Consider the following 19,144-nt stretch of genomic DNA (forward strand, 5'->3'; position numbering starts at 1 on the left):
GGCGTCGCTGGCGTCGCTGGCGTCGCTGGTGTCGCTGGTGTCGCTGGCGTCGCTGGCGTCGCTGGCGTCGCTGGCGTCGCTGGCGTCGCTGGCGTCGCTGGTGTCGCTGGCGTCGCTGAGGTGTCGCAGATCGACGTTCGTGCGCCCGGCGAACGTCGATGTGCGACACCTCAGCGGACGAGCGGATGCTGCCGCACCGGCGCACGCGCGGAGGCGGGTGCACCAAAGAGCGGGGCCGGGCTTTCGCCCGACCCCGCTCCCTGTGTTCTTACGGCCTCAGCCGAAGATCAGCACTCTCCGACTAGTAGGAGGTCTGTCCTTCGATGGCGGACTGCCAGACCGGCTTGTTGTCCTTGTCGAACTTGTAGATGCCGATGAAGGCGCTCGACGGCTCGTTGTGCGAGTTGAACGGGCCGACGCCGGACTGTCCGACGTACTGGATGTCCGTTCCGGCGGTGACGAGCGGTGCACACTCGGCGTAGCTCTTGCACTTGGTGCCCTTGCCACTCGCGCCGGAGACGGCCGCGAGCTGCGCCTGGATGTCGGCGGAGACGGTGGACTTGGCCTTCAGCGCCGCGAGGGCGGAGAGGGTGGTCGCGTCGTAGGCCTCGGGGGCGTAGGAGAAGTCTCCGAGAGCCGCGTTCTGGGTGTCCTTGTACCAGGAGACGAGCTTGCCCTTGAATTCGTCGGCCGGGTATGCGCCGGGGATCGTGCCCTGTGCGCTGGTCAGCGTGCCGGCTTCGAAGTCCTTGCTGTAGTCGGCGGTGTTGCCGTCGGACAGGTAGACCTTGGAGAGGTCGACGCCCTGGGCCTTGAGCTCGGGGATGATCGACTTGGTCTCGTCGAAGGCGAGGATGACGATCGCGTCGGGGGTGGTCGCCTTGGCGGCGGTCACCTCGGACGAGAACGTGGTCTGGCCGGGGGGGAATTCCTGGCCGTTGCCCTTGCCGCCGTAGACGACGGTTCCGCCGGAGGCTTCGATGCTCTTCTGCGTGAAGTCGCGGAGGCCGGTGCCGTAGGAGTCGTTGAAGACCAGGAAGGCGACCTTGGCGTTGCCGTCACCCGTGATGAGCTGGCCGAGCGCGGAACCCTGGACCGAGTCCGGCGGTGCGGTGCGGAAGTAGAACGGACCGTAGCCGCTGAGCTTGGCCGAGGTGTTGGCCGGGGAGATCTGGACGATCTTCGCGGAGGCGAAAGAGTCGACGACGTTGAGCGAAACGCTCGAGGACGCCGCGCCGATGGCGACGGAGACCTTGGCCGCGATGAGCTTCTGGGCCGATGCTGTCGAGATCGTCAGGTCCGTGCTGTCACCGGAGTCGGTGGCCAGGACGCAGGCGTCCTTGCCGTCGACGCCGCCGGCGGCGTTGATGTCGGAGACGGCGAGGCCAACGCCGGCGAGTTCCGGCGGGTTGAGATAGGCGAGGCTACCGGTGATCGGGAGGATCGAGCCGACGACCAGCGACTTGTCCGTGGACGCTCCGCTCGCACAAGCTGCGTCGGTGTACGAGGACGAGGCCGCGGCCGAGGTCGTGGTAGCGGTAGAACCGCCGCCGGATGCACAACCGGAGAGCATGACGGCGATGACGCCTGCTCCCGCCACGATGGCGGTCCGGAGGGCGTGCTTGGATTTAATCATCCTGGGTACCCTTTCATCTTGCACGCGTCAGTACGCCTCCGGGTGAGGCCCACTCGCGTTATTAGGCTCCAACCTAGGATCACTTTGTTTCGAGGATGTTTTCTTGCCGTGCAAAGAGAACATCGTTAGCGATTCGTGACACCACCGGCACTTGCTCTGGGGGACGCCCTCCGACGAGGTCCTGTACTAAGAGCGTCGTCCGGTCACGCCCTGGTAGGCGATCTGCTTCTTTTCACCGAGCGCGGTGTGGCATGTTGCCCAAGAAGTGCACACCGAGTCACCGTGGCTGACCCGATCGAGGGCCGGGGCGATCGAGGGCCCGCCATCGTCGCCTGCCTCGGCCGCGGCGAGCGCCGCGAGCACCACCCCGTCGAAGGCTTCCCCGCCTCCGGCGGTGTCGGCGAGCCCAGGATCCGAGGTGCGCAGGCGCACCGCGAAGGCTTCGTCCGCCGCGAGCGGAGTGCCGCCGTTCGTGAAATCGTTCAGCGGCAGGAGGGCGATTCCCGCGGCGACCACGGACGCCGAGACCTCGGCGGGCACGGCGCTCGTCGCGTCCCAGAGAACGAGGTCGACGTGTCGGGCCACCAGGTCGGCGACCGCGACCGCGACATTGCCGGTCGAGTTCCGATGCACGAGCTGGATCGGCAGGGTGCCGGGCAGGGCCTGTTCGAGGATCTCACGGGCGGCCAGCTCGGTGCCCGCGACCTGCGCGGCACCGGTCACGGCGACTCCCGCTTCCCCGGTCATCGGGAACAGCGTGCCGATCAACAGGGTGCCGTCGCCGGTGGGCGCAATCGTTGCAGCGACGCTCGGGGTGCTCGTCACGGCGACAGGGGCGCCACTCGCGGTGCAGCCGGTCAGCAGCAGCGCGGCGGCCACGGTGAGCGTGAGGCCGGCAGACGTGCGGCCCCGAGGGCGCGAGGTGAGGGTCGTGGGCGGAAAGGGCATCCGTGGTCCTTTCACAGGTGGGGAATGCCTCGAGCGTATCGCCGGTCAGAGGGGTTCGGGGGATGCTCGCCGCGGGGCGCGTCCGGTGGCGACCATGTCGACCGTGAGGATCACGAGCGCGACCCAGACGAGCCCGAAGCCGACCCAGCGCTCCGGCGGCATGGGCTCGCCCAGGATGAACACGCCGACGAGGAACTGCAGCACCGGCGCCACGAACTGCACGAGGCCGAGCAGGCTGAGCGGCAGGCGGCGGGCGGCCGCGGCGAAGAACAACAGCGGGACGGCCGTCACGACGCCCGTCGACACGAGGCCGACGGTGTGCCAGGGCGACACCGTTCCGAAGGTGAGCCCGGTCATGGCGCCCACGATCAGGAGTTCCGCGATCGCGATCGGCATCAGCCAGGCGGTCTCGAGGGTGAGGCCGGTGAGTGCCCCGACGCCGGGGCCTACGTTCTTCTTGATCAGCCCGTAGAACCCGAAGGACAGGGCGAGGACGAGCGAGATCCACGGCAGCGCCCCGTAGCCGAGGGTGAGCACGAGCACGGCGGCCGCACTGATCGCCACCGCGATCCACTGGATGCGCCGCAAGCGCTCGTGCAGAACGAAGACGCCCAGCAGTACCGTGACGATCGGGTTCATGAAGTAGCCGAGGGCGGCTTCGACGACGTGCCCGGTCAGCGTCGCAAAGACGTAGGTCTGCCAGTTGACGAAGATCAGGAGACCGGCCAGGCCCATCACCCAGACCGTCTTCGGGCGGCGGAGCACCACGAGCAGGGCGGGCCAGCCCCGGGTGGCGGTGATCAGGGCGAGGCAGAAGACGAGCGAGAAGAGCACCCGCCAGGCCACGACTTCGAAGGGTCCCGTGGGGTGCAGCAGCAGGAAGAAGAGCGGGAGCAGGCCCCAGAGGCCGTACGCTGCGATCGCGAATCCGAGTCCGCTGGTCGGCTCGACCGGCTGGTTCCGTGTCCTGCTCACGACGATTCCCCTTCACGGGCGTGCTCTGCGTTGGCGTGCCCTGCGTTGGCGTGCCCTGGGTGCTGCGTGCCGCGTCGAAGCGGGCCTGGGGAACACAAAATCCCGGATGAACAGGCCATCCGGGATTTTGTGTTGTTCGTACTTATACTGCGATCGTGCGTGGCGCCTGGGAGGATTCCCTAGCGGACGACGACGGCGAGCACGTCGCGTGCGGAGAGGACGAGGAGATCGTCGCCACCGAACTTGACCTCGGTTCCGCCGTACTTGGAGTAGATGACCTTGTCGCCCACGGCAATGTCGAGCGGGATGCGGTTGCCGTTGTCGTCGATGCGGCCGGGGCCGACGGCGACAACTTCGCCCTCCTGGGGCTTTTCCTTGGCAGTGTCAGGGATGACCAGACCTGATGCGGTGGTCTGCTCGGCGTCGACCTGCTTGATGACGATGCGATCCTCGAGCGGCTTGATGGAGACCGACACGGTTGACCTCTTTCTTAGCTAAGACTTGGTTGGCAGACTCACAGCGAGAGTGCTAACAGCGAGTTTAGGGCGCATCTGGCACTCACGCAATGTGAGTGCCAGACTCGGGCGTTCCGGGCGCGGCGGCCGCGGCTTGATATCGTTTGGACAATGGACCGCTCCGAGCTTGTCGACCTCTTGTCCCCCGATGGGCTGCGCCTGCTGGACTCGCTTCCGCCCTGGGACAACGCCTCCGATGTGGTGCGCCTGGTCAGCGACCTGCGGAAGGCCGGCCACCCGCAGGGTCTTGTGACCGCGGTGCTCGGCCAGTCCCGGCTGCGCGCGAAGGCCGTGGCCAAGTTCGGCGACTTCGCCGGGCGGATGCTGTTCACCGAGGCCGGTCTCGAACAGGCCACCCGCCTGAACGTCGCCGCACTGCACGCCGGCCGGTTCGCGGCGGCCGGCCTGAACCGGGTCGCCGATCTCGGCAGCGGGATCGGCAGCGACTCGATGGCCCTCGCCGCCCTCGACATCCTGGTGACCGCCGTGGACACCGACGAGGTCACGGCAGCGGTCGCAAGCTACAACCTCGCTCCCTTCGACAATGCGAGCGTCGTGCACGGTGACGCGGAGACCTTCGACCTGACCGGCTTCGATGCGGCCTGGCTCGACCCGGCCCGTCGCACGGCCGGGCACACCAACACCTCCCGGCTGACCCGTCCGGAAGACTATTCGCCGAATCTCGACTTCGTCTTCGGCCTGAGCGAGCGGATGCCGATCGGCGTGAAACTCGGTCCGGGCCACGACCGCGACGCCATTCCCGCAGCCGCGGAAGCACAGTGGGTGTCGGTGGACGGAAAGCTCGTGGAGATGGGACTCTGGTTCGGCGCCCTCGCTCGCGACGGCATCCGCCGCTCGGCGCTGCTTCTGGGCAGGGCAGGCAGTCATGAGCTCACCGCGGCGGCCGACAGCGTCGACGTCGACAGTGTGGCCGGCGAGGCGGGCGTTCCGGGGAGCTACCTCTACGAACCGGACGGGGCCGTGATCCGGGCGCGACTGATCGGTGATCTGGCCCGCAGCCTGGACGCGCTGATGCTCGGGGAGGGCATCGCCTATCTCAGCTCCGAATCCCTGCACGAGACCCCGTTCGCGACCGCGTTCCGGGTGCTCGAGTCGCTGCCGGTGGACGAGAAGAAGCTGCGGCTCGCGCTCAAGGAGCGCCGGATCGGCACGCTCGAGATCAAAAAGCGCGGCGTGGACGTGGATCCGGCCGTGCTGCGCACCCGGCTGAAGCTGCACGGCCCCGAGTCGGCGACGCTGGTGCTCACCCGGGCGGGCGGGCGCAGGCTCGCCCTGCTCGTGGAGCGGGTGCAGCCGCCGCGCTGACCTCTCAGTGCGGGATGGGGCTGATGCCCTGGCTGATCAGCACGATCCAGCCCGCGGCGATGACGAGGCCGGCGAGGCCGGTGCCGAGGCCCCAGGCCCAGATCGAGACGGCCGGGCGTTCGGTGCGGCTCGCCCAGATGGCGAGCACGACGGCGGCGAGCGAGAGCGGCGCGGTCCAGACCACGAAAACGGCACCGGCGAGGCCGACGGCGCCGAACCCGAGGGACGCGACGGAGAGCGCGCGCCGTCTGGCGAGGGCGCGCAGCTCGGACTCGGTGTAGACGTAGGGCACCCACTCGGTGGGGGCCGTGACGGTTGACGCGTAGTCGAGTTCGCCGGTGACCTCCTCCGGCGGGCGCGTCAGCGCGAACCGGAGGTCGTCGCCGGCGGCCGGGTGTCGTGCATCCGTCACTGCGGCCTCCCGGTCCGGTCACTGCGCCCAGGGAACGGGCTCTCAGCGATAGTAGTTGGTACTCGGCATGCTTGCGAAGATGAGCACCCAGACGACGATGCTCAACAGGGCGAGGGCGACGCCGACGATGCCGGTGATCAGGCCGGTCAGCCAGAGCCCCCTGGCGTATGGTTCTTTGGTGCGTCCGAGGGCCCCGAGCACGATCGCCGCGGCCGGCAACAGCAGGGCGAGCACCCCGCCGACGAAGGGGATGAAGGCGACGGGGAGGCCCAGCAGCCCGACGACGCCCGAGACGAGCGAGAGGATGCTGAGCACCGGCTGGCGGGTCGCCGCCTGCGCCCCCGGGGCGGGAGGGTACGGGTACCCGGAACCGAGAGGCTGCGGTGACGACGGGCCGGACTCCGGCGGGCCGACGGGAGGCGGGCCGACGGGAGGCGGGCCGACGGGAGAGTCCCCGAGCGGCGGGCCGGCGGCAGAACCCATGAAGGGCGGGCCGGCGGGCGGGCCGGAGGCAGAATCCGCGGGGGGCGTTCCGGCGGACTCGCCACGCGGAATCTGTGGGACCTCGGGCACCTCGGGCACGTGCGGCACGTCGGGCACCTGCGGGACCTCCGGAACCGGAGGGAGTCCCGAGGCGCGCGGAGCATTCACATCACTCATGAGCTGTTCCTTTCCACTGCATTGGCGGGCCGGTGGCCACGACAGGTCAGCGTCAACGACGGGTCAGCGATGACGGGCCGCTGGGGCCTCAGTAGCTGGAGTATCCGCTGTTCGAGGTCGTGGCGATCAGGACGATGAAGAGGATTATCAGGACTATCTCGGCGACGAGGCGCACGTAGCCGAGCGCGAGGCCGGCGATCGCGAGGCCGCGACCCTTCTCCCCGGTCTTCTTGATCTGGCTGAGCGCGATGTGGCCGGTGATGATCGCGGCGAGGGAAATGAAGAACGCCGAGACAAGTGAGACGATCGCTAGGACGTTGTACTTGTCCTGGGCGAGGGGCTGGCCGTAGGGCTGCTGACCGTACTGCTGCTGGCCGTAGGGCTGCTGCTGGCCGTATGCGTCGGGTGCGCCGTACGCCGGTGCGGCGGGCGCCTGATATGCCGGAACTTCGGGAGCCTGGTACGCCGGTGCGGCGGGCGCCTGATATGCCGGCGCTTCGGGAGCCTGGTAGATCGGGGGCTGGTTCACCGGGGGCGGGGTAACCGGGGGCTGGTTCGGGTCGGTCATGACTAACGGCTCCTTTGGGCTTCGATCAGCTGGCGGTGCCATAGTGGCACCCTCATTGAACGGGTGTCAACGCCCATGACTCGCCATGTCTGTTGTGCCCAGCGTATCGCGGATGCACAGGAACCTGAGATGGGGCGCGGTTTTCACCCCTGGATGACGGAAGCGGGGAGCGTCGAATCCGCGCCGAAGACGAGGGTGGACGGCTCGTGGCCTGCCATGATCAGCTGGGCCCCGAGCGCGGCGATCATGGCGCCGTTGTCGGTGCACAGGGAGAGCGGCGGGATGCGCAGGGCGATGCCGGCGGCATCCGTGCGTTCGACGGCGAGCTCACGGAGTCGCGCGTTCGCGATCACACCGCCGCCGAGGAGGAGGCGCGGAACCCCGAGGTCGGTGCACGCGGCGACGGCCTTGGTGAGCAGGATGTCGATGACGGCCTCGCGGAAGCTCGCCGCGACGTCCGCGAGCGGCACCGTCTCGCCCGCGTCGCGGGTCTGCTCGACCCAGCGGGCCACCGACGTCTTCAGCCCGGAGAAGGAGAAGTCGTAGCGGTGGTGCTCCATGTCCTTGTGGTGGCTGAGGCCGCGCGGGAAACGGATGAACGCCGGATCGCCGCCGACGGCGACGCGGTCGATCTGTGGACCGCCGGGGTAGGGCAGGCCGAGGATGCGGGCGACCTTGTCGAAGGCCTCCCCCGCCGCGTCGTCGATGGTCTCGCCGAGCAGTTCCACGTCGGAGACGAGGTCGCGCACGAGGAGGAGCGAGGTGTGCCCTCCCGAGACGAGGAGGGCTATCGTCGGGTATTCGAGGGGCTCCGTTCCCGGGTCGGCCTCGGTCTGGAGCACGTCGGCGCCGACGTGGCCGACGAGGTGGTTGACCGCGTAGATCGGCTTACCGAGGGCGATCGCGAGGGCCTTCGCTGCGCCGACGCCGACCATTAGGGCGCCGGACAGGCCGGGTCCGTAGGTGACGGCGATCGCGTCGACGTCCTCGAGGCGGATGCCCGCGTCGCTGGTTGCGGCGCGGATCATCGGGACGAGCTCCTCGAGATGGGCGCGCGCCGCGACCTCGGGGACGACGCCGCCGTAGCGGGCGTGCTCGTCCATCGAGGAGGCGATCGTGTTCGAGAGCAGCCGGGTGCCGCGGACGATCCCGATGCCGGTTTCGTCGCACGAGGTTTCGATGCCGAGCACCAGGGGGTTGTCGCGGTTCATTCGGTCGCCTCCGCGGCATCCGTCGGGTCGGTCGGGGGCTGCACCGGGTCGGGCGCGGCGAGCGCCGCCTCCGCCGGAGGGACCGCGAGGCGCATGACGAGCGCATCGACGTTGTCGGGCTGGTAGTAGCCGCGGCGCACGCCGATCTCCTCGAAGCCGAGCCGGAGGTAGACCCGCTGGGCGCCGGGGTTGTCGGAACGGACCTCGAGGAACACCTCGCGGATGCCGCGCTTGCGGGCCTCGGTGACGAGGCTCTGCACGAGGGTGCCGCCGAGCCCGTGGCGGCGGGCCGTCTCGGTGACGGCGATAGTCTGGATGTCGCCCTCGAGGGCCCCGCGCGGTGCGAGCAGCCCCGCGTATGCCTCGATGCGGTCGGGTTCGTCCGGCGGGACCGCGACGAGGTAGTAGCAGTCCGGGTCCGTGATGTCCCGGAGCATGCCCTCCGCGGACCAGGCGTCGTTCTCGAAGAGGCGGGTCTCGAGGGCCATGATGCCGTCGAGGTCTCCCGCGTGGGCGCGACGCAGCTGCCAGGTCACTCAGCTCACCCGTTTCGGGCCAGCGGACAGCGTGACGTCGGGTGAGCGCAGGTAGAAGGCGGCGTCTGTCGCGAAGGCCCGATCGTTGGCGAGCAGCAGCTCGGCGACCCGGCCGAGGTCGGCGGCGGGCACGGTCACGGTGTCCGCGCGGTCGAGATCCGCGTAGACCCAGTCCGGCTCGAGCAGGACGGCCGGCTTTGCGACCCCGGGCGCGGCGAGGCGCACGGGCAGGCCCGCGGCATCCACCCCGCTGTACGCGGACCAGTTGACCTCGCGCCTGCGGGCGTCGGTCACGACGACGAGGCCGCCGGTGTGGCCGGCCAGGTAGCGATTGAGGGCGATGGCGTCGTGGCTGATCACGGGTAGGAAGGGCAGGCCGGCGCCGAGCGCGAAGACGCGGGCGGCGGCGATGCCAACGCGGAGGCCGGTGAACGGGCCGGGACCCATGCCGCCGACGACGCCGGTCAGGTCGGAGACGCGCACGTTCGCACGCTCGAGGCACTCGCTGATGAGGCTGCCGATCACTTCGGCGTGCCGCATGGTGTCCGCGGTGTCGATGTCGGCGAGCACGCCGTGGACCCCGTCGACGACCGCGACGCTGGTTCCGGCGGAGGTATCGATGGCGAGAAGCACCCGTTCAGCCTATTCCCCGCGCAGACCGCCCTCGAACCCGGGCCAGCGAGGGCCGAAACCGGTGATCGTCACGGTGCGCGGCTCGTCGAGATCCACGTCGAGGTCCAGGCCGGGGGCACCGACGCCCGGCGCAGCGGATGCCGGTCCCGGCTCGCCCACGCCCGCGGGCCGGGGTTGCAGCGCGCCGGTCGGCCGCTCGATCTCGATGTCGAGCCAGGACTCGGCGACGCCGTCGAGCAGGCCCCGCCCCCACTCGACCACGACGACGGAGTGTTCGAAATCGATGTCGAGATCGTCCAGTTCGAGCGCACTCTGCAGCCGGTAGGCGTCGACGTGCACGAGCGGCGGTCCACCCGTGAGGTTCGGGTGCGCGCGGGCGAGCACGAAGGTCGGGCTCGTGACCGCGCCGCGCACGCCGAGTCCCGCGCCGAGGCCACGGGTGAAGGTGGTCTTGCCCGCGCCGAGCGGGCCGGTCAGCACGACCAGGTCGCCCGCGCGCAGCTCCGCGGCCACGGCGACGCCGAACTCGTGCATCGCAGCGGCATCGGGGATCACCCGACGGACCACCCGACCGCTCATCCGGCGGGTTCCTCGTTCCGGTAGCTGCGCGGCACCCGGTGCCCGATCCTGGTGACGATCTCGTAGTTGATCGTGCCCGCGGCATCCGCCCAGTCGGCCGCACTCGGCACCGGCTCCCACTCGTCCGCCCCGGTTCCTTTCCGGTCGAGAGTGGCCGGTATGCCGGTACCTCTCGACCGGAAAGGTACCGGCCGGGCGTCGGGATCGCCGAAGAGCACGACCTCGTCGCCGACCTCGACGCTGTCCTGGCCGACGCTCACGACGAACTGGTCCATCGCGATGCGGCCGACGATCGGGTAGCCCTGGCCGTTGATGCTCACCCGGGCGGAGCCGGACGCCGCGCGGGGCACGCCGTCCGCGTAGCCGAGGGGGACGAGGGCGAGGTTGCCGTCTTCGGGGGCACGCCACAGGTAGTCGTAGGAGACGCCGGCTCCCGCAGGCACCCGGCGCACGGCCGCGACGCTCGCGCGCAGGGTCATCGCCGGCGCGAGGCCGAGTTCTCGCGGGGTCGCGTCGTCGAAGGGCGACAGCCCGTAGAGGCCGATGCCGATGCGCACCATCGAGAACCGGGCGGCGGGCAGGCGCAGCGCAGCCGCAGTCGACGCGAGATGCGCGAGCTCCGGGGCCAGTCCCGCCGCGGCGGCGAGGTCGAGACCGGAGCCGAAGCGGGCGACGGCCTCGTCGTCCGCGGCCGGCGAGGCGTTGGAGAGGTGGCTGAAGATGCCGCGAACGTGCACGAGGCGGTCCCGTTCGAAGCCGGCTGCGAGCGCGAAGACCTCGGCCCAGTCCGGCCCGTTCAGACCGTTGCGGCTGAGGCCGGTGTCGAGCTTCAGGTGGACGTTCGCGACGCGGCCGAGCCGGCCTGCGGCATCCGCTATGGCGCGGAGCTGGCGCGCGGAGGACACCCCCAGGTCGATGTCCCTGGCGATCGCGGGGGCGAAATCGGTGTCGGGGCCGTGCAGCCAGGCGAGGAGCGGGGCCTCGATGCCGGCGTCGCGGAGCGCGTGCGCCTCGGTGAGGTCGGCGACGCCGAGCCAGTCGGCACCGGCGGCGAGGGCCGTGCGGGCGACCGGGACCGCGCCGTGGCCGTACGCGTTGGCCTTGACGACGGCCATGAAATGCGGAGCGCCGATCACGGCGCGCAGGTGGGCGACGTTCGCGGCGACCGCGCCGAGGTCGACGACCGCCTCGCGGAACTCGCTCACGACGCGCCCTCGAGCACCACGAAAGCGCAGGCGACGCCCGCGTCGTGGGTCATCGTGAGGTGCACGGAATCGACGCCGCGTGCGCGCAGCACGTCGGCCATGACCCCGCTGAGCCGGAACCCGGGGTTACCGTGGGCGTCGTTCACGACTTCCATCTCCTGCCAGCTGGTGCCCGCACTGTCGCCGAGCGCCTTGATCAGTGCTTCCTTGGCCGCGAACCGGGCCGCGAGGGAGTGGGTGGGCAGGCCACGTTCTCCGGCCGCGAACAGCCGGGGAACGAGTCCGGGCGTGCGCAGCACCTGCCGGTCGAACCGGTCGAGGTCGACGATGTCGACACCGATGCCGCGAATCACGCCGGCGCCCGCCTGCCCGTCCTCACTCCGCCCGTGCCTATTCGACCGTGACCGACTTCGCGAGGTTGCGCGGCTGGTCGACGTCGAGGCCCTTGACCGTTGCGAGTTCCATCGCGAAGATCTGCATCGGCACGACCGCGAGGAACGGCTCGAAGAGCGGCGCGGCGAGCGGGATCCGCAGCACGGTGTCCGCGAACGGCAGCACGGCAACGTCGCCCTCTTCGGCGATCGCGATGATGCGTGCGCCGCGGGCCCGGATCTCCTGGATGTTCGAGATCACCTTGGGGTGCAGGTGCGCGGAACCGCGCGGGCTCGGAACGACGACGAACACGGGCTGGCCCGGCTCGATCAGCGCGATCGGGCCGTGCTTGAGCTCGCCGGCCGCGAAGCCCTCCGCGTGGATGTACGCGAGTTCCTTGAGCTTGAGTGCGCCCTCGAGCGCGATCGGGAAACCGACGTGGCGGCCGAGGAACAGCACGGCGCGGGTGTCCGACATCCAGGCGGCGAGTTCGTGCACGGCGCTCTCCTGGAGCAACACGGTCGCGATCTTCGCGGGAATCGCCTGGAGCTCGACGACCTGAGCCGCGGCATCCGCTGCGGTGATGCTGCCGCGCACCCGGGCGAGGTGCAGGGCGAAGAGGTAGAGGGCGGCGATCTGGGCGGTGAAGCCCTTCGTCGAGGCCACGGCGACCTCGGGACCGGCGTGCGTGTAGATCACGGCGTCGGACTCGCGGGGAATGGTCGCACCCTGGGTGTTGCAGATCGAGATGGCCTTGGCGCCGGACTCCCTGGCGAACTTGACCGCCATCAGGGTGTCCATGGTCTCGCCGGACTGGCTGATCGAGATGATCAGAGTTTCGGCGTTCAGCACCGGGTCGCGGTAACGGAACTCGTGGCTGAGTTCGACGTCCACGGGGACCCTGGTCCACTTCTCGATCGCGTACTTGGCGACGTAGCCGGCGTTCGCGGCGGTGCCGCAGGCGACGATGACGATCCGGCGGATGCTCGCGAGCACGTCGTCTCCGAACGCCTCGAGCTCGGGCACGACGGCCTGGCCCTCGTGAATGCGGCCGAGGAGCGTGTTGGCGACGGCGTCGGGCTGCTCGGAGACTTCCTTGGCCATGAAGCTCGACCAACCGCCCTTTTCGGCGGCGGAGGCGTCCCAGGCGATGTCGAATTCCTCAAACTCGACGGGGTTGCCCTCGAAGTCGGTGATGGTGACAACCTGCGGGGTGATCGTGACGATCTGGTCCTGGCCGACCGCGACGGCGCGGCGGGTGAACTCGACGAACGCCGCGACGTCGGAGCCGAGGAAGTTCTCCCCGTCGCCGAGGCCGATCACGAGCGGGGAATTGCGCCGGGCGCCGACGACGACGCCGGGCTGGTCCTGGTGCACCGCGAGGAGGGTGAAGGCGCCGTCCAGGCGGCCGACGACGCTCAGGAACGCGGCGCTCAGGTCGCCGAGGCGCTGGTACTCACGGCCGAGGAGCACGGCGGCGACCTCGGTGTCGGTCTCGCTCTCGAAGGTGAAGCCCTCGGAGAGGAGTTCGTCCTTGAGGACCGAGAAGTTTTCGATAATTCCGTTGTGGATCAGGGCGAGCTTGCCGTTGTCGCCGAGGTGCGGGTGCGCATTCGCGTCGGTCGGTCCGCCGTGGGTGGCCCAGCGGGTGTGCCCGATACCGGTCCGCCCATTGTTGATCGAATTGGCCTCGAGGTCTCCGGCCAGGATGGCAAGCTTTCCGGCCCGTTTCCTGGTGTTCAGCACGCCGTCATCGTCGATGACGGCGATGCCCGCTGAGTCGTAACCGCGGTATTCCAGTCTCCGCAACCCCCTCATCAGGACCTCGACGCTCTTGTCTTCCCCTACATAACCTACGATTCCGCACATGGCCTCGATTTTAGTCCGACTAAGCTGTGTGGAATGTCCGATCCAGCCGCGAGCCTCTGGAACAACGGCCACACCACACCGTTCGTCGAGCTGGATCGAGCGGACTGGGCGGCCCTTGCACCCACGACCCAGCTCCCCCTTCGTGAGACCGAGATCGTGCAGCTGCGCGGCCTCGGTGAGCCGCTCGACCTCGGCGAGGTGACCGATGTCTACCTGCCCGTCAGCCGCCTGCTCAACCTCTACGCGGCTGGCGCGAGTCAGCTGCATCGGGCGACGAGCGACTTCCTCGGCGAACGCGCCCGGCGCACCCCGTTCGTGATCGGCGTCGCCGGGTCCGTCGCCGTCGGCAAATCGACGATCGCCCGGCTCCTGCGCGAGCTGCTCGCCCGCTGGGAGGACACCCCCCGGGTCGAACTCGTGACCACCGACGGGTTCCTGTTCCCGAACGCCGAACTGGCCCGGCGCGGCCTGATGGCCCGCAAGGGATTCCCGGAGTCGTACGACCGACGGTCGCTGCTCCGCTTCGTGTCCGCCGTCAAGGGCGGTGCCGCCGAGGTGCGGGCCCCGTTCTATTCACACCTGAACTACGACATCGTGCCGGACGCGCAGATCGTGGTGCGCCAGCCGGACGTCCTCATCGTCGAAGGCCTCAACGTGCTCGCACCGCCGGCCACGGGGCATGGACTCACGGTCAGCGACCTCTTCGACTTCACCGTGTACGTGGATGCCCGCACCCAGGACATCGCCCGCTGGTACGTCGAGCGGTTCCTGCGCCTGCAGCGCGGAGCGTTCAGCAACCCGAAGTCCTACTTCCACCGGTACGCGACGATGACGGAAGACGAGGCCCGCCGCGAGGCCCGCCGGATCTGGGACGAGATCAACGAGCCGAACCTCGTCCAGAACATCCTGCCGACGCGCTCCCGGGCGACCCTGGTGCTGCGCAAGGACGAGAACCACGCCGTGTCGAAGGTGCTGCTCCGCAAGCTCTGAGCCGCGCGCAGCATCCGCGGTGTAGAGTCGGTTCACCCATCGTTCTGGCCGACCCGCCTGGAGGCGCGATCGTGAGAGCCGCGTATACCGCGCTAGTGCTGTACTTGACCGGCCCGCTGCTCGCGCTCATCCTCGTGCCGGCCGAACCGGGGATGCTGTTCCTCGCCGGTGTCGCCGTGCTCGGCCTCGCGGTCGTGATCGGGGCGCGCTACCGGCTCACGGCGACCGTGGCCCTCGAGCTCACGGTCGGCCGCCGCTCGCACCAGCACCGCGAGGTGCTCAGCCGGCTCGCCGCACCCAGCCACCCCAACACCGCGGGGCGTGCGCGCCCGCGAGCACCGGCCGGGCAGCCCGCGGTCGCCTAGTCCTCAGCCGGCAGCCCCGACGCAGGGCGAGGCCGCGCGACCGCAGACGCGCCCCCTCCTCCTCCGATCGTTGGGACCTCTTCCGTGGACCTCTATTCCGTTGCGCCCGTCGCAGCCCTGCTCCAGGCCGCCGTCGCGGCCGTCACCGCCCTCTCCTCCGCGCTCGCTCCCCTCTCCGGCGCGAGCAGCACCGCTCTCGTGATCGTCCTGGTCACGCTCCTCCTCCGGGCGACACTCGTTCCGGTCGGTCGCGCCCAGGTGCGCGCCGAGTTCGTCCGCCGGCGCCTCGCGCCCCAGCTCCGGGAGCTGCAACGCCGGTACCGTGCCGACCCCGCGCTCCTCAGCCGCAAGACCGCCGAGCTCTACGCGGCCGAGAAGGCGTCGCCCCTGGCCGGATGCCTGCCGACGCTCCTGCAGGCACCGATCGTGTCGACCGTGTACGCGCTCTTCGTCCTCGCCAGCATCAACGGGCAGCCGAACCCGCTGCTCGCGCAGGAGCTCGGCGGCGTGCCGCTGGGCACGTCGTTCCTGGCGTTTCTGCGCGCTACGCCGAACTTCTGGCCCGCACTCGTGCTGTTCGGCGCGCTCCTGGCCGTCATCGCCGTGACCGCCGGGTTCTCCCGACGGCTGGCCGCGAGATACGCCTCGCCGGTCGTGCCGACAGCGCAGCCCGCCGCGACACGGCTCGCCGCGCTCCTCAGCTGGCTGCCGTTCCTCACGGTCGGGTTCGCGAGCGTGGTCCCGCTGGCCGCGACGCTCTACCTCACGGTCAGCACGGCGTGGACGCTCGTCGAACGCGGCATCCTCTACCGTTCGTTCGCGGCGACCGGACCCGGGTCTTAGAGGGCGAGGCGCTCGCGCACGACGTCGGCGAGCGAGTGCGCGAGCCGGTCAGCGGTGGCCTGGTCGGCCGCCTCGACCATGACGCGCACCATCGGCTCGGTGCCGGACGGACGCAGCAGCACCCGGCCGGTCTCGCCGAGTTCGAGTTCGGCCTCGCGCACGGCGTCGGCGATGACATCGTCGGACTTCAGCGCGTGATGATCGACGCCGCGCACGTTCACCAGAATCTGCGGGAAGACGGTCATCACGGAGGCGAGCTCGTGGAGCGGCTTGCCGGTGCGCGCCATCTCGGCGACGAGGTGCAGGCCGGTGAGGATGCCGTCTCCGGTCGTGGCGAACTCCGTCATGATGACGTGGCCGGACTGTTCCCCGCCGAGGGACAGGCCGTTCGCGTTGAGCTCTTCGAGCACGTAGCGGTCGCCGACCTTGGTCTCGATCATGCGGATGTCGTTGGCCGCCATGGCCTTCCGGAGGCCGAGGTTGCTCATCACGGTGGCAACGAGGGTGCGGTCCTTGAGGACGCCCCGCTCGGCCATGGACACGGCGAGGATCGCCATGATCTGGTCGCCGTCCACGATGTTGCCGTTCCGGTCGACGGCGAGGCACCGGTCGGCGTCGCCGTCGTGGGCGATGCCGACATCGGCACCGTGCTCGAGGACGGCCTTGGCGAGGTTGTCGAGGTGGGTCGAGCCGACCCCGTCGTTGATGTTGAGCCCGTTCGGGTTGGCGCCGATGACGGTCAGGCGCGCACCGGCATCCGTGAAGACCTGAGGGGACACGCCCGCCGCCGCACCGTTGGCGCAGTCGAGCACGACGTGGATGCCGTCGAGGCGGTGCGGGAGGGTGCCGAGGAGGTGCACGACGTACCGGTCTTCTGCATCCGCGAAGCGGGAGATCCGGCCGACGTCGCCGGCGATCGGCGTGAGTTTGTCGTGGTCGAGGTGGGCCTCGATGCGATCCTCGACGTCGTCGGGAAGTTTGGTACCACCGAAGGCGAAAATCTTGATGCCGTTGTCGGGGGCGGGGTTGTGCGAGGCGGAGATCATCACGCCGAAGTCCGCGCCGATGTCCGCGATCAGGAATGCCGCGGCGGGCGTGGGGATGACGCCGGCGTCCAGGACGTCGACACCGGAACTGGCGAGGCCCGCGGCGACGGCCGAGGCCAGGAATTCGCCGGAAATGCGGGGGTCGCGTGCGAGGACGGCCACTGGGCGTCGACCCTCGGCGCGGCGCGATTCGGCGCGGCGGCCCTGGGTCAGTACGGCGGCACTCGCCTGGGCGAGGCCCAGGGCCAGGCCAGCCGTGAGATCACGGTTGGCCAGGCCCCGAACACCGTCGGTGCCGAAAAGTCGAGGCATGTCGGCGCCGACTATCGATCTAGCGCTTCGAGAACTGAGGCGCCTTACGGGCCTTCTTGAGTCCGGCCTTCTTGCGCTCCTTGACGCGAGCGTCACGGTTGAGGAAGCCGGCCTTCTTGAGGATGGCGCGGTTGTTCTCTTCGTCAATCTGGTTGAGCGAACGCGCGATGCCGAGGCGCAGGGCGCCGGCCTGGCCGGAGGGGCCACCACCGGTGATGCGCGCGATGACGTCGTAGCTGCCGATCAGGTCGAGGACCTTGAACGGGTCGTTGATGAGCTGCTGGTGAAGCTTGTTCGGGAAGTAGTCCCCGAACTCGCGACCGTTCACCGTGATGGTGCCGGAGCCGGGAACGATGCGCACGCGGGCGATGGCCTGCTTGCGACGACCCACGGCTGCGCCGGGAACGTTGAGGACGGCGCGGGGCGCCTTGGTTACGATTTCGGCCGGGGTCTCGGTGGAGTAGCTCTCCGGAGCCTGGTCAATCTGATCTGCGATCTTCGCCACGATGGTGTGAATCCTTTTTTCTTAGAGTCGAGAAGTCTGGTGGCCGGCGCTACTGAGCGACCTGGGAGAGGGTGTACGGCTTGGGCTGCTGCGCAGCGTGCGGGTGCTCCGGGCCGGCGTAGACCTTGAGCTTCGCGAGCTGGGCGCGACCGAGCGAGTTCTTCGGCAGCATGCCGCGAATCGCCTTCTCAACCGCACGCGTCGGGTGCTTCTCGAGCATCTCCGAGTAGTTCTGGGCGGAAATGCCGCCCGGGTAACCGGAGTGGCGGTATGCGATCTTCAGTTCGAGCTTCTTGCCGGTGAGGGCGATCTTCTCGGCGTTGACGATGATGACGAAGTCTCCCATGTCCATGTGGGGAGAGAACGTTGCCTTGTGCTTCCCCCGGAGGAGAACGGCGGCGTGGCTGGCAAGACGACCGAGCACGATATCTGTGGCGTCGATGACGACCCAGTCGTGCTGGACTTCGCTTGCTTTGGGAGTATAAGTGCGCGTCACTGTTGTGCTGCTTTCTTGTTCGAACGGAGGTGTTCGTGAATCCCGCTCCGGGTGTGTTCCCCGACGGGGAACACGATCGATGGAGGGCTCACGTTCGCGTGCCTGGCTGCAACGCACAGACACCAAGGGTCAATGCTAGTCCGCCGGGAGCGTCAGCGCAATTCGATTGCGCGCGGGCGCTATTCTTCGTCCTCGTCGAGGGAGCGCCGGGCGCGGGTCTCGAGGGCGCGGGCCGCGAGCTTGTCGTCCGAGGGGTAGTCCACCGCGAGCAGGGTCAGGCCCTGCGGCGGCATCACCTTGAACTCGCTCGTGCGGGCCCGGTTGATCCGCAGTGTCGCGAGCCGCTCCCCCGCGAGTCGCCCCTCCCCGACCGCGACGCACGCGCCGACGAGCGCCCGCACCATGCTGTGGCAGAAGGCGTCCGCCTGCACCGTGGCGACGAGCACGCCGTCCGGGTCCCGCCGCCAGCTGAACTCCTGAAGGGTGCGGATCGTCGTCGCGCCCGGCCGGGGTTTGCAGTATGTCGCGAAATCGTGCAGCCCGAGCAGGGACGCCGCGGCCACCTGCATCGGTTCCAGGTCGAGCGCGAAGCCGTGCCAGGTCGTGCGCAGCCGGTCCTGCGGGTTGTGCCCGAGCACCGAGTCGGCGATCCGGTACTCGTAGCGGCGCCAGTTCGCCGAGAACCGTGCGTCGAATCCGGGGGGTGCGACAGCGGATGCCTTGATCACGATCTCCGGCTGGGTCACCAGGATCCCGCCGAGCCTCCGCTGCACCATCACGTCGAGCGAGACCGGGGTCCGGCCCCTGCCCCGCCGGAGCAGGCTCGCGACCTGGTCCGGCGTGAGGTCGAAGTGCGCGACCTGGCCGAGGGCGTGCACCCCCGCATCCGTTCGCCCGGCGACGACGAGAGACGGATAGGGCGGGTAGCTCTGCAGGATCGCCGCGAGCCCTGCCTCGATCTGCCCCTGCACGGTGCGGAGTTCCGGTTGAATCGCCCAGCCCGAAAAATCGGTGCCGTCGTAGGCGATGTCCAGCCTGATCCGGGTGTTCTCCGGGAGCGGGGAGACAACGGGGGCGGCAGGAAGATTCACGGAGGTAAGTGTAAGTGCCGGGCCGGGTATCGTTGAACCCGGACCGGCTCC

The 19,144-nt window shown here is 69.5% G+C and carries 22 protein-coding genes; 4 read left to right on the forward strand and 18 right to left on the reverse strand.

Going from position 1 to position 19,144, the window contains the following annotated elements:
* Positions 1–301: 301 nt before the first annotated feature.
* The 4 genes from E3O44_RS07705 to groES all read right to left on the reverse strand — a co-directional run bounded on the left by E3O44_RS07705 (position 302) and on the right by groES (position 4,035).
* Entirely contained in the window at positions 302–1,636 is a 1,335-nt protein-coding gene (locus tag E3O44_RS07705) for an ABC transporter substrate-binding protein (protein ID WP_134534110.1), read from the reverse strand.
* A 186-nt stretch (positions 1,637–1,822) separates the two neighbouring features.
* Complete coding sequence (locus E3O44_RS07710; RefSeq protein ID WP_134534111.1) at positions 1,823–2,584, reverse strand: type 1 periplasmic-binding domain-containing protein; 762 nt, start codon at positions 2,582–2,584, stop codon at positions 1,823–1,825.
* 45 nt (positions 2,585–2,629) lie between these two features.
* Positions 2,630–3,559 (reverse strand): EamA family transporter RarD, encoded by a 930-nt coding sequence (gene rarD / locus E3O44_RS07715; protein WP_134534113.1) that lies wholly within the window; start codon positions 3,557–3,559, stop codon positions 2,630–2,632.
* Positions 3,560–3,738: 179 nt separating this feature from the next.
* Positions 3,739–4,035, reverse strand: a complete 297-nt coding sequence (gene groES / locus E3O44_RS07720; protein WP_092339382.1) for a co-chaperone GroES — start codon at positions 4,033–4,035, stop codon at positions 3,739–3,741.
* Between the two features lie 150 nt (positions 4,036–4,185).
* Between groES and E3O44_RS07725 the strand changes: the two genes are divergently transcribed.
* Positions 4,186–5,400, forward strand: coding sequence for a class I SAM-dependent methyltransferase (locus E3O44_RS07725; protein WP_134534115.1), 1,215 nt, complete (start codon positions 4,186–4,188; stop codon positions 5,398–5,400).
* Between the two features lie 4 nt (positions 5,401–5,404).
* On the opposite strand, the gene E3O44_RS07730 is transcribed toward E3O44_RS07725, so the two are convergent.
* The 10 genes from E3O44_RS07730 to glmS form a co-directional block, all read right to left on the reverse strand.
* Positions 5,405–5,812, reverse strand: a complete 408-nt coding sequence (locus E3O44_RS07730; protein WP_134534117.1) for a hypothetical protein — start codon at positions 5,810–5,812, stop codon at positions 5,405–5,407.
* 42 nt (positions 5,813–5,854) lie between these two features.
* The gene (locus E3O44_RS07735) at positions 5,855–6,472 is read right to left on the reverse strand and encodes a hypothetical protein (RefSeq protein ID WP_134534119.1); all 618 of its coding nucleotides are present in this window, start codon (positions 6,470–6,472) and stop codon (positions 5,855–5,857) included.
* Between the two features lie 88 nt (positions 6,473–6,560).
* On the reverse strand, positions 6,561–7,040 hold the full coding sequence (locus E3O44_RS07740; RefSeq protein WP_166792581.1) for a DUF4190 domain-containing protein: 480 nt from the start codon (positions 7,038–7,040) through the stop codon (positions 6,561–6,563).
* 143 nt (positions 7,041–7,183) lie between these two features.
* Positions 7,184–8,251, reverse strand: a complete 1,068-nt coding sequence (gene tsaD / locus E3O44_RS07745) for a tRNA (adenosine(37)-N6)-threonylcarbamoyltransferase complex transferase subunit TsaD (RefSeq protein ID WP_134534122.1) — start codon at positions 8,249–8,251, stop codon at positions 7,184–7,186.
* Positions 8,248–8,787: a ribosomal protein S18-alanine N-acetyltransferase gene (gene rimI, locus E3O44_RS07750; RefSeq protein WP_166792582.1), complete on the reverse strand. Its 540-nt coding sequence runs from the start codon at positions 8,785–8,787 to the stop codon at positions 8,248–8,250. Before rimI ends, tsaD begins: the two co-directional genes overlap by 4 nt.
* Complete coding sequence (gene tsaB / locus E3O44_RS07755; RefSeq protein ID WP_134534124.1) at positions 8,788–9,420, reverse strand: tRNA (adenosine(37)-N6)-threonylcarbamoyltransferase complex dimerization subunit type 1 TsaB; 633 nt, start codon at positions 9,418–9,420, stop codon at positions 8,788–8,790.
* 9 nt (positions 9,421–9,429) lie between these two features.
* The gene (gene tsaE / locus E3O44_RS07760) at positions 9,430–9,999 is read right to left on the reverse strand and encodes a tRNA (adenosine(37)-N6)-threonylcarbamoyltransferase complex ATPase subunit type 1 TsaE (protein ID WP_134534126.1); all 570 of its coding nucleotides are present in this window, start codon (positions 9,997–9,999) and stop codon (positions 9,430–9,432) included.
* Positions 9,996–11,204 carry an alanine racemase gene (gene alr / locus E3O44_RS07765; RefSeq protein WP_241976156.1) on the reverse strand — a complete coding sequence of 403 codons (1,209 nt, stop codon included), beginning with the start codon at positions 11,202–11,204 and terminating at the stop codon, positions 9,996–9,998. Before alr ends, tsaE begins: the two co-directional genes overlap by 4 nt.
* Complete coding sequence (locus E3O44_RS07770) at positions 11,201–11,557, reverse strand: holo-ACP synthase (RefSeq protein ID WP_134534130.1); 357 nt, start codon at positions 11,555–11,557, stop codon at positions 11,201–11,203. The genes alr and E3O44_RS07770 overlap by 4 nt, the downstream gene beginning before the upstream one ends.
* Positions 11,558–11,594: 37 nt before the next feature.
* Positions 11,595–13,445, reverse strand: coding sequence for a glutamine--fructose-6-phosphate transaminase (isomerizing) (gene glmS / locus E3O44_RS07775; RefSeq protein ID WP_134534132.1), 1,851 nt, complete (start codon positions 13,443–13,445; stop codon positions 11,595–11,597).
* A 33-nt stretch (positions 13,446–13,478) separates the two neighbouring features.
* Here glmS and coaA point away from each other — a divergent pair, with 33 nt between their 5' ends.
* The 3 genes from coaA (at position 13,479) to E3O44_RS07790 (ending at position 15,643) form a co-directional block, all read left to right on the forward strand.
* Entirely contained in the window at positions 13,479–14,435 is a 957-nt protein-coding gene (coaA, locus tag E3O44_RS07780; protein ID WP_134534134.1) for a type I pantothenate kinase, read from the forward strand.
* 95 nt (positions 14,436–14,530) lie between these two features.
* Positions 14,531–14,800: a hypothetical protein gene (locus E3O44_RS07785; RefSeq protein ID WP_134534136.1), complete on the forward strand. Its 270-nt coding sequence runs from the start codon at positions 14,531–14,533 to the stop codon at positions 14,798–14,800.
* Positions 14,801–14,884: 84 nt separating this feature from the next.
* On the forward strand, positions 14,885–15,643 hold the full coding sequence (locus E3O44_RS07790; protein ID WP_134534137.1) for a YidC/Oxa1 family membrane protein insertase: 759 nt from the start codon (positions 14,885–14,887) through the stop codon (positions 15,641–15,643).
* On the opposite strand, the gene glmM is transcribed toward E3O44_RS07790, so the two are convergent.
* The 4 genes from glmM to truA form a co-directional block, all read right to left on the reverse strand.
* A complete protein-coding gene (gene glmM / locus E3O44_RS07795) occupies positions 15,640–17,001 on the reverse strand; it encodes a phosphoglucosamine mutase (RefSeq protein ID WP_134534139.1) in 1,362 nt (453 codons plus the stop codon). The genes E3O44_RS07790 and glmM overlap by 4 nt on opposite strands.
* 19 nt (positions 17,002–17,020) lie before the next feature.
* Complete coding sequence (gene rpsI / locus E3O44_RS07800) at positions 17,021–17,506, reverse strand: 30S ribosomal protein S9 (protein WP_134449916.1); 486 nt, start codon at positions 17,504–17,506, stop codon at positions 17,021–17,023.
* Positions 17,507–17,555: 49 nt separating this feature from the next.
* Positions 17,556–18,002, reverse strand: a complete 447-nt coding sequence (gene rplM / locus E3O44_RS07805) for a 50S ribosomal protein L13 (RefSeq protein WP_134449915.1) — start codon at positions 18,000–18,002, stop codon at positions 17,556–17,558.
* Positions 18,003–18,181: 179 nt separating this feature from the next.
* Entirely contained in the window at positions 18,182–19,093 is a 912-nt protein-coding gene (truA, locus tag E3O44_RS07810) for a tRNA pseudouridine(38-40) synthase TruA (RefSeq protein ID WP_134534141.1), read from the reverse strand.
* Between the last annotated feature and the right edge of the window lie 51 nt (positions 19,094–19,144).

This window comes from Cryobacterium algoricola (assembly GCF_004402485.1).
GTDB lineage: Bacteria > Actinomycetota > Actinomycetes > Actinomycetales > Microbacteriaceae > Cryobacterium > Cryobacterium algoricola.

Excerpts from the sequence above, each read along its gene's own strand:
- E3O44_RS07705 (WP_134534110.1), bottom strand. The coding sequence starts at position 1,636 with ATGATTAAATCCAAGCACGCCCTCCGGACCGCCATCGTGGCGGGAGCA.
- E3O44_RS07710 (WP_134534111.1), bottom strand. The coding sequence starts at position 2,584 with ATGCCCTTTCCGCCCACGACCCTCACCTCGCGCCCTCGGGGCCGCACG.
- E3O44_RS07725 (WP_134534115.1), top strand. The coding sequence starts at position 4,186 with ATGGACCGCTCCGAGCTTGTCGACCTCTTGTCCCCCGATGGGCTGCGC.
- E3O44_RS07735 (WP_134534119.1), bottom strand. The coding sequence starts at position 6,472 with ATGAGTGATGTGAATGCTCCGCGCGCCTCGGGACTCCCTCCGGTTCCG.
- E3O44_RS07740 (WP_166792581.1), bottom strand. The coding sequence starts at position 7,040 with ATGACCGACCCGAACCAGCCCCCGGTTACCCCGCCCCCGGTGAACCAG.
- tsaD (WP_134534122.1), bottom strand. The coding sequence starts at position 8,251 with ATGAACCGCGACAACCCCCTGGTGCTCGGCATCGAAACCTCGTGCGAC.
- tsaE (WP_134534126.1), bottom strand. The coding sequence starts at position 9,999 with ATGAGCGGTCGGGTGGTCCGTCGGGTGATCCCCGATGCCGCTGCGATG.
- glmS (WP_134534132.1), bottom strand. The coding sequence starts at position 13,445 with ATGTGCGGAATCGTAGGTTATGTAGGGGAAGACAAGAGCGTCGAGGTC.
- coaA (WP_134534134.1), top strand. The coding sequence starts at position 13,479 with ATGTCCGATCCAGCCGCGAGCCTCTGGAACAACGGCCACACCACACCG.
- glmM (WP_134534139.1), bottom strand. The coding sequence starts at position 17,001 with ATGCCTCGACTTTTCGGCACCGACGGTGTTCGGGGCCTGGCCAACCGT.